Source organism: Erythrobacter sp. MTPC3 (assembly GCF_042854385.1).
Taxonomy (GTDB): domain Bacteria; phylum Pseudomonadota; class Alphaproteobacteria; order Sphingomonadales; family Sphingomonadaceae; genus Erythrobacter.
This window is the reverse complement of record NZ_BTGP01000003.1, coordinates 58640-71786: the sequence shown is the minus strand read 5'-3', so window position 1 is coordinate 71786 and position 13147 is coordinate 58640. Positions and strand designations below refer to the sequence as shown.

Sequence of the window (13147 nt, the reverse complement as noted above, 5' to 3'; positions counted from 1 at the left end):
TCCCGCCAGCACAAGGCAAAGCGAACCTGCGAACGCGCTAAAGGAATAACGCGAACATGCGCTGGAAGATTTCATTGAGACCCCCTGATTAGTCGGAGGTCAAGTTATCGGAGGCTAAAGTAAAATCAATACGTTATTCTTCGAATGGCCTAAATAATACCGACAGCTTTCCCTGCGCGCTCGAACATTTGCAGGATGGTTTGCACTTCCTCTTCGGAATGCTCCGCACACAGCGAACAGCGCAGCAGCGTCATATTGGCAGGCGTAGCGGGCGGGCGGGCGAGGTTCACGTAAAGCCCCTCACGCAATAGCGCCTCCCACATCATCGCCCCTTGCTGCAGGTCAGGCATGATCACGGCGATGATCGCGCTTTGCGGTTCGGGGGTGCCGAGATCGAACCCGAGGTCGAGCAAGCCTTTATGCAGCGTCCTCGAATTCTCCCACAGATGTGCGCGCTTGTTCGAACCGTGCATCAGTTTGCGGATGGAAGTCGCCGCCGTCGCCACCACGCTCGGCGGCAGGCTGGCGGTGAAGACGTAAGGCCGGCAAACCAGTCGCATGATGTCGAATTTAGGATGGTTCGAAACACAGAACCCGCCCACGGTGCCGACACTTTTCGAGAACGTGCCGATGATGAAATCGACATCGTCCATGATGCCCTGTTCCTCGGCAACGCCGCGGCCGTTTTCGCCGATAAAGCCCATCGAGTGCGCTTCGTCGACGAGCACCATTGCGCCGTATTTCTTGCAGATGGCGACCATTTCTTTCAGCGGCGCGACATCGCCGAGCATGGAATACACGCCTTCGAGCACGACGAGAATGCCCGCGCCTTCCGGGATGCGCTTCAACCGCTTTTCCAGCGCTTCGATATCGTTGTGCTTGAACGGAACGATCTCCGCCTTGCCCATCGCGCAGCCATCATAGATCGAGGCATGGCTGTCGATGTCGAGCACCACGTAATCGCCTTTGCCCGCGATGGTGGCGATGATGCCGAGATTGGCCTGATACCCGGTGGAAAAGACCATCGCATGGTCCATCCCGTAAAACTCCTTGAGCGCGTCTTCGCATTCCTTGTGGCCCTGATACGTGCCATTGAGAACACGGCTGCCGGTGGTGCCCGAACCGAAATCGGCCAGCGCCTGCTTGCCCGCATCCAGCACATCCGGATCGAAGGTCATGCCCATGTAGTTATAGGTGCCCAGCAGGATCGTATCGCGCCCGTTGCAGATCGCCCGTGTCGGCGAGAGCACCTTTTCCATCACAAGGTTGTACGGATCCTCGACCCCGCTCGCGAGCAAAGTCTCACGGGTCTGGATGATCGGATCGAATTTCGCGAACAGGTCTGTGCGAGGCGCGGTTTCGGCGGTTGCGGTATCGGTCATGGGATGGTCTCTATCAGCTATCTTGCAGCTTGTGCACCGCACTGGTCAGCTGGCCATAGGTTTCAATCTCGGCCTGCTGGTTCATGCTGATGATGATGTCGAATTCGTCTTCGATCTCGGCTACGAAATCCATCACGGTCAAACTGTCGAATTCCAGATCGTTCTGAAAAGTCGTCTTGTCGGTAATCTCGACGCCCTTTTTGTTGAAGGGTTCGATAAGCGCGCGAATGCGAGTGTCGACTTCGGCTTCGGTCATGATAGCTCACTACTTTCTGTATGATCGCGGGCTCAGCGTACCCATCTATTACGTCTGCAAAGCGGCTGCGGACGCTGATTGTCAAGTTTCAGTGCCCGTACGCGCCGGATGATGGGATATTTAGGACGGCCCTAGCTGCGTGCAAGGCACTGGTATGCGGGGGGGGGGCGGGCGTCAGCCAACCAGTTCGTTCACCGCGTTCATAAACGGCATGATCGAGACAGGCTTGGCCAGATAGCCCGATGCGCCAGCGGACCGGATGCGCTCTTCATCCCCCTTTGCAGCGAACGCAGTCACCGCGAGGACAGGAATATTGCGCAGATTGGCATCGCGCTGGGCCGCCTCGATCAGGTCCACGCCGGAAATACCAGGCAGTTGGATATCCATGATAATCAGGTGCGGCACAGTGCTGCGCGCCGTTTCAAGCACGCTTTCCCCGTCGGCCACCGGCTCCACTTCAAAGCCATTGGCTTTCAAGACGTCGCAGAACAGTTTCCGGTTGAGGTCATTATCCTCGACAACCATAATTCGCTTTGCCACACCGCGCCCCAATACCCACATCTAAGCCAAACTACCCTGACGAAGAGGTCACCACAATCCCGCATAACACCGATTACCCGCAAGGCGATCAATCAAGCCAGCTATCCGCGCGCACTCTTGCGCTTGCCGCGCTCGGCTGGGTTCTGGAGGATGGCGACCGTGCAGAACGGTTTCTAAGCCTCACCGGGCTTGATCCCGACAGCCTTCGCGCAGGGCTTGGCGATGATGCCATTCTCGCCGCGCCGCTCGATTTTCTATCCAATCACGAACCGGACCTGATCCGCGCGGCGGAGGCCATTGCGGTCACGCCGGAGGAACTGGTCGCCGCCCGTCAGGAGCTTACTGCATGAACCGCCTATCGAAACGACCTCTCATCATCAGCGATTGCGATGAGGTGCTGCTGTACATGGTCTCCCCTTTCAAAGACTGGCTTGAGGAAAGCCAGGGGGTCGATTTCAACCTCGAGGGCGCCAACTTTGGCGAGGCGATGCGCTGGAAGGAAAGCGGGGATCTGGTTCCGTCGGATGAAGTGTGGCGCCTGCTGGGCGGTTTTTTCGACACGGAGATGGACCGTCAGATGCCAATTACGGGCGCTGTGGAATCGATCAATGCATTGAGCGAGCACGCCGATATCGTGATCCTGACCAATCTGGTCGACAAACGGCGCGACATGCGCGCAGCGCAGCTGGCGGCCCACGGCATTCATGCGCCCGTCTACACCAATCAGGGACCAAAAGGTCCGGCGCTGCAAAAAATCGTCGAAGAGCTTGCCCCGCGTCAGGCGTTTTTCATCGACGATTTGCCGCAGCATCACCATTCCGTGCTCGAAACCACGCCCGATGTCGTCCGGCTGCATATGTGCGGAGAGCCAATGGTGGCGGGCGCGATCGACTGCGCTCATAAGGCCGGACATGCAGACGCCCGGATCGACCGCTGGTCCGAAGCGTTACCGTGGTTGATGGAAAAACTGGACGGAGAAACAGCATGACTATCGAAGCGCGGCTCGAACAGCTCGGCATCGCCCTTCCCGAAGCAGCAGCTCCGGTGGCAAGCTATGTCCCCGTCGTTGTGCAAGGCGGGATCGCCTACGTTTCGGGGCAGCTGCCATTCGTTGATGGCAAGCTGGTGACGGGCCGACTGGGCGAGGATGTTAGTTTGGAAGACGGCGAAGCGGCGGCGCGCGCATGCGGGCTAATGATTCTAGCCCAGCTTAAAGCGGCGCTGATTCCGCTCGACAAAGTAGAGCGGATCGTGAAGCTTGGCGCTTTCGTCAATTCGGCCGGCGATTTCACTGACCAGCCCAAGGTTGCGAACGGTGCCTCCGATCTGATGTTCGACGTGTTCGGCGAAAAAGGCAGGCACGCCCGCGCCGCTGTCGGTGTGCCCGCGCTGCCCCTGGGCGCGGCGGTGGAAGTGGATGCGGTAATAGCTATCGCGGGCGACTGAACCAATATGACCGAACGGACTGCTCCCGATTGGCTTACGCAATGGGAATACGCCCACCGCGGGCTGCACGGCGGGACAGGCAACGATGCTCTGATTGAAAACTCGCGCTCCGCTTTCGCTGCGGCGATTAAAGCTGGCATGGGTATCGAATGCGACATTCAGCTAAGCCGGGACAGGCAGGCGATGGTGTTCCACGACTGGGTTCTGGAGCGTTTGACCGACGGCAGCGGGTTTGTGGCCGATCACAGCGCCGATGATCTGCGCCAGATGCGGCTCACCCAAACCGGTGATCGGATCGAGAGTCTTGGCGATTTGCTTGCGCAGGTCGATCAGCGGGTGCCGATCCTGATCGAGGTTAAGTCGCTGCCCGATTTCACCATCGAAGAGGCATGCGCCGCAGTCGCAGAGGCGATTGCGGGATATGAGGGAAATGTCGCCGTCATGAGCTTTGATCCGCGCTGCAGCGAATGGTTCGCTGCCAATGACGCCAGACGTATCCGCGGACTTGTTTGCACAGACACACTCGATCACGGATGGCTCGGCGCGTGGCGAGCAGACGGCGCTATTGACCGGGCGGACCCCGATTTTCTCGCGGTCGATATTCGCGACCTGCCTGATGAACTGGCAGATGACTGGCGCGCACAGGGCAGGCCGCTGCTCAGCTGGACGATCAGCACTGCTGAACGCCGGGCAAAGGCGCTGGCTCATGTAGATGCGCTTATTTCGGAAGGGCACGGCCTCGCGTGAGTGACAGCGATCCACCTGCGTCTGAACTAACGGTTCGACTTGCCCCGTCTGTCGGAAGCTTCGATGCGAGTGCATGGAATGCGCTGGGCGGGGACGAGAACCCTTTTGTCAGCCATGAATTCCTCAGCACAATGGAGGATTCCGGCAGCGTCGGCGCGGGGACCGGCTGGGATCCTGTGCCTATCGTGATTACCGATGCGGCGGACAATTTGCTCGCCGCAATGCCGAGCTATGCCAAGGGGCACAGCCAGGGCGAATATGTCTTCGACCACTCATGGGCCGACGCGATGCAGCGGGCCGGGCGCAGCTATTACCCTAAATTGCAGATCGCCGCGCCGTTCACCCCTGCGAGCGGTCCCAGATTGCTGCTGTCCGATCCCTCGTTCGCCCCGCATTTGCTGAAAGGTGCGGAGGCAGTCTGCCTCCAGAACAATCTGTCCTCAGCCCACGCGACCTTTATCGACCAAGAGCAATTGCCCTTGTTTGAGGCGGGTGACTGGCTGATCCGCAACGATATCCAGTTCCACTGGCTCAACCGCGACTACACCGCGTTTGACGGTTTTCTGGACGCGCTGGCCTCGCGCAAGCGCAAGAACTTGCGTAAGGAGCGCGCAGCCGCCCAGGAAGGGTTGCGCATTGAGCGCCTGTCGGGTGACGATATCAAGGCGGAACATTGGGACGCGTTCTGGGCGTTCTACCAGGACACCGGCGCCCGAAAATGGGGCACGCCCTATCTCACGCGTGAGGCGTTTACGCTGCTTGGTGAGAGGATGGGGGACCGGATGGTCCTGATCCTTGCTTATGACGACGGGTACCCCATTGCAGGTGCGCTGAATTTTATCGGATCGCAGGCGCTGTATGGCCGGTATTGGGGATGCAGCCGCGACGTGCGGTTCCTGCATTTTGAACTGTGTTATTATCAGGCCATCGATATCGCAATCGAGCTGGGCCTGCCGCGTGTCGAGGCCGGCGCGCAGGGCGGGCACAAGCTTGCCCGAGGGTATGAACCTGTTCAAACCTATTCGGCGCACTGGCTGGCTGATGCCGGCTTCCGCGAAGCTGTCGCCGATTTCCTTGAGCGTGAGCGCGATGGCGTGGCGACAGACCAGCTTTTCCTGGGCGAGCGAACACCGTTCAAGAAAGACTAGTCGGAAAGGCGGTCAGGCCGCTTTCGCGCGTGTTTCATTCAGCCATTGGCGCGCGCGGCGCTGGGCTTCGGAAATTTCGCGAGCGGACATTTCATCCGACACGTCGGCGCGGCACCATGCGGCCTCTTCGTGACCGCGTGAGGCAGCGATATTGAACCACTTATGCGCCTCGATGAGGTCGCAGGTCACACCGTTGGAACCGGTCGAAAACGCAACACCAAGATCGAACAGCGCCGAAACGTCTCCGCCAGATGCGTCGGCGAGTGTTTGCGCGACCACCAAGTCTATTTCAGCTCCATGGGCGGTATCAAACTCGCCTCCATTAAGCGGTGTCAGTTTCATTTTGTATTCCCCAAATATACCGCTGCCCGTACCCCCTGTGCAGGCTGCGTTGGCCATGAAACTTGCGGATCATGGTCAACAATTGGTTAACGTGCGCCATGCTTTTTTCGCAATCGCATCATGGATGTGTGTCCGCCGGGCGGGGCGAAGCGAGGATTATTCCACCGATGCCGTCAGTCTGACGTGCAAACGGCTTGTGCAGGTCGGGCCGCTTGCCTATAGGCGCGGCCAAGCATTGACTTGCTTGGGTGAATTGCGCCGGGGAAATTAGGGCGCAAGGACGGGGACAGTCTGACGGGAAGTGATTGGGACGAGAGCATCACATGGCCACGACTGCGTCTAAAGAGAATGAAGTTCTGGAGAATGCGAAGAGCATTCTTGCGCCGGACTACGTGCCGAGCGACGACGAAGAATACATGAACGAACAGCAACAGGCGTATTTCCGGATGCTGCTCATCGAATGGAAACGTTCGATCCGTGATGCCGCCGACCAGACGCTTCAATCGCTGCAGGATGGCCCGATCCGCGAGGCTGATCTGAATGACCGTGCTTCCAGCGAAACGGACTGGGGTATCGAGCTTAGAACCCGGGATCGTCAGCGCAAACTCGTTTCAAAAATCGAATCCGCCCTGCGCCGCATCGATGAGGGCGAATATGGATATTGCGAGAAAACGGGCGATCCTATCGGGCTGAAACGGCTGATCGCGCGCCCGGTCGCAACCATGACGGTCGAAGCGCAGGAAGCGCATGAGCGCCGCGAAAAAATTTCCCGCGACGACTGATTTTCAGGTCTTGTTTTGCCAGCAAACTTTCTGACGCAGTGACGTGTCAGTTTGGGACGCGGTTTCCATCCGTCTTCCTTCAGGCTAAGAACTTCATAATTCGTCAACCTTGAATTTATAGCCGAGGACTGTGTTTCGGCGTATTGGGTTAACGGTGCCTGGTGCGGTGAAACGAAACGCGGTCGCTTATAAAAGCCCGAAGGAGGCGTTCGATTATGACAGGTCTGGAAACCAGGAGTGTATCTCGCGACAGCTTGCTATTGCTCGCAGATATCCAGGTTGAGCAGGACGAAAAAACCCACCGCATTCGTGTTCGTAACCTGTCGGATGGCGGCATGATGGGCGAAGGAAATTTGCGCGTGAAACGCGGCAACCGGCTACGGATCGAATTGCGCAATGTTGGGCATGTCGATGGCACCGTGGCGTGGGTGCAGGATGACCGGTTCGGGATCGCATTCGATGAAGACATCGATTCCCAGCGTGCTCGCAGGCCTGAACAGGTGGCCGAAACGCCTGAAGGCGGCGGTCCAGTAGAGCGGTCATGGCGGCACCGTGCCCCGACAGCGCCAGATCCGAAAGCCTACCGCAAGGTCTGATCATAATTTGATGGGAAGATTTGTCAGCGGAAGCTGACCGGCGCGCGGCAAGGTGCTAGTGCGCTAGACGTGAATCGTCTCCTTTCTCTTCTACTTGCAGCTGTGATGCTGGGTTCTTGCGGCCCGGCAAGTGATGATGGCCCCATCAGTGTCGTGATTGTCGGCGAACCGTCCAGCATGTTCCAGCAGGGTGTGCGGCTGTCTCCGGCAGCGCAGCACCTGCGCGCTGCATCGTTCGAAGGGTTGGTTGCGCTCGACCCGGCAGGGCAGATCGTCCCCGCAATCGCTGAACGCTGGATCATCGCCGATGACGGGCTCAGCTATATTTTCAGACTGCGCAGCACCCAGTGGCCAGACGGTGAACCGATCACCGCCAATGATATTCGCGACCTCCTGAATGACACGGTTGAGCGGCTGGAGGGCACATCGCTGGGCCTTGATCTTGCCAAACTGGTCGAAGTGCGCGCGATGACAGGCCGCGTGGTGGAGCTGCGCCTTTCCAGCCCGATGCCTGAATTTCTCAGATTGCTGGCACAGCCAGAACTGGGCTTTGTCAAAAGCGGCGGCGGGGCGGGACCGATGATCGCCTCTCGCGATGACGAAGCACCGCTCGCGCGGTTAAGCGCGTTGCCGCCCGAAAGCCGCGGGCTGCCATCGCGTGCGGACTGGGAAGATCTGGCGCGCGGTATCACGGTCCGGGCTGCTCCGGCAGAGGCAGCGGTCGAAGCGTTCGCAGATGGCGAAGTGGACCTGATCCTGAATGGCAGGCTGTCCAGCTTCCCGCTCGCCCAGCTTGGCCCGCTGTCGCGCGGGGCCATTCAAGTCGATCCGGCGATTGGCGTATTCGGGCTGGTCTTCCGAAGCGATACGGGCGTGCTGCAAGACCCTGAGCGCAGGGAGGCGCTGTCGATGGCGCTCGACCGGGAGGCGCTGATCCAGCCGTTCGGCATTGGAGGCTGGCAACCTGCGACATGGATCGTGCCGCCATCACTGTTTGCCGACGCGCCTTATGCAGACAGCAGGTGGCCGAACCTGACCGCTGAAGAACGCGTGGCAATCGCGCGCCGCCGCATCGCCCAGTGGAACGGGGCAGGCGGCGGCCCGGTGGAGCTGCGGCTGGGCCTGCCAGAGGGGCCGGGCAGCGACATCCTGTTCGATCAAATCGCCAGCAGCTGGCAGGACATTGGCATTACTTTGCAACGCGTCGCTCCGGGAGAAGGTGCCGATCTTGAGCTGCGCGACCGATTGGCGCGGTATTCATCGCCGCGCTGGTTCCTCAACCAGTTCAATTGCGAGCTGGAAATCGGACTTTGCTCTGCCGAGGCCGATGAACTGGTGCGCGCTTCGTTGACCCTGACCGATCCCGAAGCCAAGCAAGCCGCCCTTGCCGAGGCGCACAGACTGTTGATCGCCGAAGAGGTGTTCATACCGCTGGGCGCGCCGGTGCGATGGTCGCTGGTGCGCGGCGCAATAGCAGCATACCGGGCGAACCAATGGGGTCTGCACCCCTTGTTCCCGCTGTCCCAGCCCACCACATAGCGAGGCAAAGGAGACGTTATGGAAGGCCCCGATCGGCCCCAGACACTGGGCATAAACCTGCCAAGCGGCACAGACCCTGCATCCGTGCGGGCGCGTGTAGAGGCGGTTGAAATGTTGCTGGAACGCAGCTTTCGCGTCCCCGGTGTGAATATGCCGATCGGCCTTGATGCGATCATCGGCCTGGTCCCTGTAATCGGCGATTTGATTACCACGGCCATGGGCGCCTATATCGTATGGGAGGCGCGCAATCTTGGCCTGTCGAAATGGCAACTCACGCGCATGGGCGCGAATGTCGCGTTCGATACCGCGATTGGCCTGATCCCGATCGTCGGCGATGCGGCTGACTTCGTTTTCCGTTCCAATTCGCGCAATTTGCGGATCATCAAGAAACACCTCGACAAACACCATCCCGAAACCCGTATCATCGAGGGGTAATTCCTTTTCGCGATGAAGCGCGCTAGGGCGTGCGACATGGCCGAAAATGTCACCTATTCCAGCTATCTTGATCTTGGCCGCATTCTCGAAGCGCAGCACCCGGCATCGGGTGCGCATGACGAAATGCTGTTCATCGTGGTCCATCAGGCGAGCGAATTGTGGCTGAAACTATGCCTCCATGAACTCACCGCCGCGCGCGATTGTGTGGAGGCCGATAATCTGAGACCGGCGTTCAAAATGCTCGCGCGGGTGGCGCGGGCGCAGCAGCAATTGATCCAGAGCTGGGATGTGCTGAGCACAATGACGCCGCACGATTATTCCCGCATCAGGCCGCATCTTGGCGCGTCGAGCGGGTTCCAGTCGCCGCAATACCGGATGATGGAATTCATGCTGGGCAGCCGCGATCTGAAACATATCGCCCTTCACGAAAAAACCTCCGATTGGTCGGGGCGATTGCGCCGCGAAACCGCCCGAGCGAGCCTGTATGATGCTGCGATCCAGTTGCTGGCGCGGCGCGGATTTGAAATCGACCAGAAAGCGACAGAGCGCAACCTAACTGCACCCTACGTCCACAATACCAGCGTCGAAAACGCGTGGGCCGCCATCTACCGCGAGCCTGAAAAGCATTGGGACCTTTACGAGCTTGCCGAAAAACTCGTCGATCTCGAATACCATTTCCAACGCTGGCGTTTCGGCCATCTGAAAACGGTGGAGAGGGTCATCGGTTTCAAACGCGGCACTGGAGGCACTCCGGGTGTGCCATATCTCGAAGGGGTGCTGAAACAGGCGTTCTTTCCCGAATTGCTTAGCGTAAGGACCGCAATCTGATGGCTCGCCGCATCTGGGATATTTCGCAGCAGCTTCGCCCCGACCTCCCCGTCTGGCCCGGCGACACCGCGTTTCAGCAGGCGCGCACCTGGCAGATGGAGGAGGGCTCTCCTGTCAACGTGTCTGCGATTACGCTGTCCACCCATTCGGGCGCGCATGCTGATGCTCCGCTGCATTATTCGCAGACCGCCCCCGACATCGCCTCAGTCACGCTAGAGCCGTATCTTGGCGAGTGCCTCGTCATTGATGCGCGCGATGCCGGGGCGGAGATCGAGATTGCGGACCTGCCGCATTTGCGCAGTGCGGACCGCGTGCTGTTCCGCACGTTCGAGACATTTCCGAAAGATGATTGGGACGCCGATACAATTGCGATTGCACCGGAAACAATTGAATGGCTCGCGGTACAGGGCGTCAAGCTGGTGGGCATCGACGGCCCTTCGATCGACCCGCAATCATCGAAGGATATGCTGGCGCACAAAGCGGTGCTGAAACATGACATCCGCGTGCTGGAGGGCTTGGTGCTGGATGACGTGCCCGAGGGCCGGTACGAACTTATCGCCCTGCCGCTGGCGATCGCTGGCGGCGATGCGTCGCCGGTGCGCGCTATTTTGAGAGAACTGCCATGATTGACCGCGCACGCGAACTCGATGCTGCCGATCCGATGGCGAAGTTTCGTTCGCGTTTCACCCTGCCCGGCGGCATCATCTACCTCGATGGCAATTCGCTGGGCGCTTTGCCCAAGGCGACGCCCGATGTGATGCAGCGAGTGATCGAAGACGAGTGGGGCGAAGGGCTGATCCGCAGCTGGAATGATGCCAGTTGGTTCGGCATGGCAGCCCGTATCGGCGGAAAGATAGCCCCGCTGATCGGCGCGCGGGAAAACGAAGTGATCGCCTGCGACACGGTAAGCGTGAACCTGTTCAAACTGATCGCCGCTGCCCTGCAAATGCGGCCCGGTCGCAAGACGATCCTGTCCGAGCCGGGCAATTTCCCGACCGATATCTACATGATCGAAGGGTTGGAGGCTCAGGGCCTAGCCAAGCAGAAACTGGCGAAGCGCGGTGATTTGATCGCTGCACTGGACGATGATGTCGCGCTGCTGATGCTGACCCATGCCCACTACAAAACGGGCGAGGTGTTCGACATGGCGGCGCTGACGAAAGCGGCGCATGATTCAGGAGCGCTGGTCCTGTGGGATCTGTCGCACAGCACCGGCGCGCTGCCAGTCGATCTGAATGCAGCGGGCGCGGATTTCGCGACCGGGTGCGGTTACAAATATTTGTGCGGCGGTCCCGGCGCGCCCGCCTTTACCTTCGTCGCGGATCGCCATCATGGCTCGCTGAAACAGCCGCTGACCGGCTGGTTCGGCCATGCGCGGCCATTCGCGTTTTCCGACACATACGAAGCCGCGCCCGGCATCGAACAATTGCAATGCGGCACTTCGCCCGTTCTCGGCCTTGCGGCATTGGAAGTCGGCGTGGATATCATCGCGGAGCTCGGCCCGGATCGCCTGTTTGCAAAATCGCAGGCGCTGTCGGAGTTTTTCCTGGAATGTATCGAAGAACGCGGCCTCGACCTTGATCTGATTAGCCCGCGCAGCAGCGACCAGCGCGGCAGCCAGTTGAGCTTCCGTCATGAGCACGCCTACGCGATTTGTCAGGCGCTGATCGCGAGAGGCGTGATCGGCGATTTTCGCGATCCTGACATCCTGCGGCTGGGCTTCGCCCCGGCCTATCTCAGCTTTGCCAATATGAGCGAAGCTGCACGGCATCTGGCGGAAGTGTTGGACGCCGGGGAATGGCAGCATGAGGAGTTCAATCGCCGCGCAGCCGTAACCTAGGGCTGTAACTTAACTTCATGATTTCGCGCCGCAGCAGAATGCCGGCGCACCATCATTTGTTATGGCAGCGATCTGCACGCGCGCTATCCAATCCCCTTTACTGGAGTCGGCGTATGATCAAATACACACTGCGGTTCGCGGCGGAGGATTCCGAAGGCGAGCATAAAGTATCGTTTCACGCACACTCTACGGCGGGCGCTTTGGATGTCGCGAAAAATTCGGCCAAGGGCGACTGGGCGGATCTGTATGAACGCGACACCCTGATCTGCCGTATGCAACTGGTTGAGGAAAGCGGCGTTTGGCTGGTTAAACCCGCCGTGTAAAACCGGGCCATCTGCGGCCCTTCCACCGATTTTGAATGAGAGGCCAGCCTGTCGGCGCAGCGATGTGGCAGGTTTCTCGCCCCGCCGGGCTCCTGTCAGTCCGGCGGGGCAATTAAATTCAGCGATGCCTTTGCTTACGCATCCTCGAACCAGTCGAGATCGAGATCGTCATAGCGGTCGGTGAACTGCCCGATTTTGCTTAAACGGCCCCGGTCCAAAATCTTGGTCTGGCCGTGCCTGCGCTCGACAATGCCATCCTCGATAAATTGGCGGAACAGGCGGCTGACCTGCACCTCTGTCAAACCAATCGCGTCGCCGATTTCCGCCTGTGTCAGGCCAAGATCGATCCGTTCACGCGCCGGGTCAAGCAGCAGGTTGCGCCGCGCCTCGATCTCAAGGATTAGCGAGGCAAGCCGGGCTTTGCCGCGCGTTCTTCCGATTGAAACAAGCCGGTCGTTGAGGATTGCGTTCTCCATCGCAGCGAAGGTGTAGAAAATCGCTGCGACGCGGGGCATATTGGTGAATGTATCGATCAGGTTCTTGCGCGGAAAAATATACAATTCTGCGGATGCGTTTACGGTGATGGTCTGGGTCGCGTGCTCAAACGGGATATTGGCCGTGCCCACGATATCGCCTGCAAAATACAGCCGCGTGATCGCACGTTCGCCATTGGCAAGTTCGGTTGAAGCAAACAGCCGCCCTTTTTCGACGATATAAAGCTGATCGGGATCATCCAGCTCTCCGCAGACGAGATTGGTGCCAGCATCAAAGCTGCGTTTCCGCGTCGAAAGCCCGGTAAATGCGTCCTGTTCCTGCGAAAGCAGCGGCGCAACCTTACCATATTTTGCCAGTAAGTCCTGCATCCCCGTGCCCCATGTCAGCGCATGTCCAAACCGTGCCTATATCCGGCTGGATACAAAAAGCGCAAGTTTGCCAGCGGGCT

18 protein-coding genes are annotated in these 13147 nt (G+C 59.3%); 13 read left to right on the top strand and 5 right to left on the bottom strand.

Annotated elements, in window-relative coordinates:
• Nucleotides 1-149 precede the first annotated feature (149 nt).
• The 3 genes from spt to ACGHU1_RS04970 form a co-directional block, all read right to left on the bottom strand.
• Nucleotides 150-1382: a serine palmitoyltransferase gene (spt, locus tag ACGHU1_RS04980; RefSeq protein ID WP_390584068.1), complete on the bottom strand. Its 1233-nt coding sequence runs from the start codon at nt 1380-1382 to the stop codon at nt 150-152.
• A 13-nt stretch (nt 1383-1395) separates the two neighbouring features.
• A complete protein-coding gene (locus ACGHU1_RS04975) occupies nt 1396-1638 on the bottom strand; it encodes an acyl carrier protein (RefSeq protein ID WP_390584065.1) in 243 nt (80 codons plus the stop codon).
• A gap of 174 nt (nt 1639-1812) precedes the next feature.
• Nucleotides 1813-2178 carry a response regulator gene (locus ACGHU1_RS04970; protein WP_390584062.1) on the bottom strand — a complete coding sequence of 122 codons (366 nt, stop codon included), beginning with the start codon at nt 2176-2178 and terminating at the stop codon, nt 1813-1815.
• Between ACGHU1_RS04970 and ACGHU1_RS04965 the strand changes: the two genes are divergently transcribed.
• From ACGHU1_RS04965 to ACGHU1_RS04945, 5 genes are read left to right on the top strand one after another with little or no spacing between them, the layout of a single operon-like run.
• Complete coding sequence (locus ACGHU1_RS04965; protein ID WP_390584058.1) at nt 2172-2528, top strand: DUF3572 domain-containing protein; 357 nt, start codon at nt 2172-2174, stop codon at nt 2526-2528. The genes ACGHU1_RS04970 and ACGHU1_RS04965 overlap by 7 nt on opposite strands.
• Complete coding sequence (locus tag ACGHU1_RS04960) at nt 2525-3166, top strand: HAD family hydrolase (protein WP_390584056.1); 642 nt, start codon at nt 2525-2527, stop codon at nt 3164-3166. The genes ACGHU1_RS04965 and ACGHU1_RS04960 overlap by 4 nt, the downstream gene beginning before the upstream one ends.
• On the top strand, nt 3163-3624 hold the full coding sequence (locus tag ACGHU1_RS04955) for a RidA family protein (protein ID WP_390584053.1): 462 nt from the start codon (nt 3163-3165) through the stop codon (nt 3622-3624). Before ACGHU1_RS04960 ends, ACGHU1_RS04955 begins: the two co-directional genes overlap by 4 nt.
• Before the next feature lie 6 nt (nt 3625-3630).
• Nucleotides 3631-4371 carry a glycerophosphodiester phosphodiesterase family protein gene (locus tag ACGHU1_RS04950; protein WP_390584051.1) on the top strand — a complete coding sequence of 247 codons (741 nt, stop codon included), beginning with the start codon at nt 3631-3633 and terminating at the stop codon, nt 4369-4371.
• Entirely contained in the window at nt 4368-5519 is a 1152-nt protein-coding gene (locus tag ACGHU1_RS04945; RefSeq protein WP_390584049.1) for a GNAT family N-acetyltransferase, read from the top strand. Before ACGHU1_RS04950 ends, ACGHU1_RS04945 begins: the two co-directional genes overlap by 4 nt.
• A 12-nt stretch (nt 5520-5531) precedes the next feature.
• Here the strand turns inward: ACGHU1_RS04945 and ACGHU1_RS04940 are convergent, their stop codons facing one another.
• Complete coding sequence (locus tag ACGHU1_RS04940) at nt 5532-5861, bottom strand: hypothetical protein (RefSeq protein WP_390584047.1); 330 nt, start codon at nt 5859-5861, stop codon at nt 5532-5534.
• A gap of 323 nt (nt 5862-6184) precedes the next feature.
• On the opposite strand from ACGHU1_RS04940, the gene dksA reads away from it, so the two are divergent.
• From dksA to ACGHU1_RS04900, 8 genes are all read left to right on the top strand, one after another.
• The gene (gene dksA, locus ACGHU1_RS04935; RefSeq protein WP_390584045.1) at nt 6185-6643 is read left to right on the top strand and encodes an RNA polymerase-binding protein DksA; all 459 of its coding nucleotides are present in this window, start codon (nt 6185-6187) and stop codon (nt 6641-6643) included.
• Nucleotides 6644-6858: 215 nt separating this feature from the next.
• The gene (locus ACGHU1_RS04930) at nt 6859-7239 is read left to right on the top strand and encodes a PilZ domain-containing protein (protein WP_390584042.1); all 381 of its coding nucleotides are present in this window, start codon (nt 6859-6861) and stop codon (nt 7237-7239) included.
• A 69-nt stretch (nt 7240-7308) separates the two neighbouring features.
• Nucleotides 7309-8778 carry an ABC transporter substrate-binding protein gene (locus tag ACGHU1_RS04925; protein WP_390584040.1) on the top strand — a complete coding sequence of 490 codons (1470 nt, stop codon included), beginning with the start codon at nt 7309-7311 and terminating at the stop codon, nt 8776-8778.
• A gap of 18 nt (nt 8779-8796) precedes the next feature.
• Nucleotides 8797-9213: a DUF4112 domain-containing protein gene (locus ACGHU1_RS04920; protein WP_390584037.1), complete on the top strand. Its 417-nt coding sequence runs from the start codon at nt 8797-8799 to the stop codon at nt 9211-9213.
• Nucleotides 9214-9249: 36 nt separating this feature from the next.
• Entirely contained in the window at nt 9250-10041 is a 792-nt protein-coding gene (locus ACGHU1_RS04915) for a tryptophan 2,3-dioxygenase (RefSeq protein WP_390584034.1), read from the top strand.
• The gene (gene kynB / locus ACGHU1_RS04910; RefSeq protein WP_390584031.1) at nt 10041-10667 is read left to right on the top strand and encodes an arylformamidase; all 627 of its coding nucleotides are present in this window, start codon (nt 10041-10043) and stop codon (nt 10665-10667) included. Before ACGHU1_RS04915 ends, kynB begins: the two co-directional genes overlap by 1 nt.
• Nucleotides 10664-11881, top strand: a complete 1218-nt coding sequence (gene kynU / locus ACGHU1_RS04905; protein ID WP_390584028.1) for a kynureninase — start codon at nt 10664-10666, stop codon at nt 11879-11881. Before kynB ends, kynU begins: the two co-directional genes overlap by 4 nt.
• Nucleotides 11882-11994: 113 nt before the next feature.
• Nucleotides 11995-12204, top strand: a complete 210-nt coding sequence (locus ACGHU1_RS04900; RefSeq protein ID WP_390584025.1) for a hypothetical protein — start codon at nt 11995-11997, stop codon at nt 12202-12204.
• A 134-nt stretch (nt 12205-12338) separates the two neighbouring features.
• Here ACGHU1_RS04900 and ACGHU1_RS04895 read toward each other — a convergent pair whose 3' ends face one another.
• The gene (locus ACGHU1_RS04895; RefSeq protein WP_390584022.1) at nt 12339-13067 is read right to left on the bottom strand and encodes a Crp/Fnr family transcriptional regulator; all 729 of its coding nucleotides are present in this window, start codon (nt 13065-13067) and stop codon (nt 12339-12341) included.
• Between the last annotated feature and the right edge of the window lie 80 nt (nt 13068-13147).

Bases quoted from the DNA above. Each gene is read 5' to 3' on its own strand.
- ACGHU1_RS04975 (WP_390584065.1), bottom strand. From the start codon at position 1,638: ATGACCGAAGCCGAAGTCGACACTCGCATTCGCGCGCTTATCGAACCC.
- kynB (WP_390584031.1), top strand. From the start codon at position 10,041: ATGGCTCGCCGCATCTGGGATATTTCGCAGCAGCTTCGCCCCGACCTC.
- ACGHU1_RS04950 (WP_390584051.1), top strand. From the start codon at position 3,631: ATGACCGAACGGACTGCTCCCGATTGGCTTACGCAATGGGAATACGCC.
- ACGHU1_RS04930 (WP_390584042.1), top strand. From the start codon at position 6,859: ATGACAGGTCTGGAAACCAGGAGTGTATCTCGCGACAGCTTGCTATTG.
- ACGHU1_RS04920 (WP_390584037.1), top strand. From the start codon at position 8,797: ATGGAAGGCCCCGATCGGCCCCAGACACTGGGCATAAACCTGCCAAGC.
- kynU (WP_390584028.1), top strand. From the start codon at position 10,664: ATGATTGACCGCGCACGCGAACTCGATGCTGCCGATCCGATGGCGAAG.
- ACGHU1_RS04960 (WP_390584056.1), top strand. From the start codon at position 2,525: ATGAACCGCCTATCGAAACGACCTCTCATCATCAGCGATTGCGATGAG.
- spt (WP_390584068.1), bottom strand. From the start codon at position 1,382: ATGACCGATACCGCAACCGCCGAAACCGCGCCTCGCACAGACCTGTTC.
- ACGHU1_RS04895 (WP_390584022.1), bottom strand. From the start codon at position 13,067: ATGCAGGACTTACTGGCAAAATATGGTAAGGTTGCGCCGCTGCTTTCG.
- ACGHU1_RS04915 (WP_390584034.1), top strand. From the start codon at position 9,250: ATGGCCGAAAATGTCACCTATTCCAGCTATCTTGATCTTGGCCGCATT.
- ACGHU1_RS04900 (WP_390584025.1), top strand. From the start codon at position 11,995: ATGATCAAATACACACTGCGGTTCGCGGCGGAGGATTCCGAAGGCGAG.
- dksA (WP_390584045.1), top strand. From the start codon at position 6,185: ATGGCCACGACTGCGTCTAAAGAGAATGAAGTTCTGGAGAATGCGAAG.
- ACGHU1_RS04955 (WP_390584053.1), top strand. From the start codon at position 3,163: ATGACTATCGAAGCGCGGCTCGAACAGCTCGGCATCGCCCTTCCCGAA.
- ACGHU1_RS04940 (WP_390584047.1), bottom strand. From the start codon at position 5,861: ATGAAACTGACACCGCTTAATGGAGGCGAGTTTGATACCGCCCATGGA.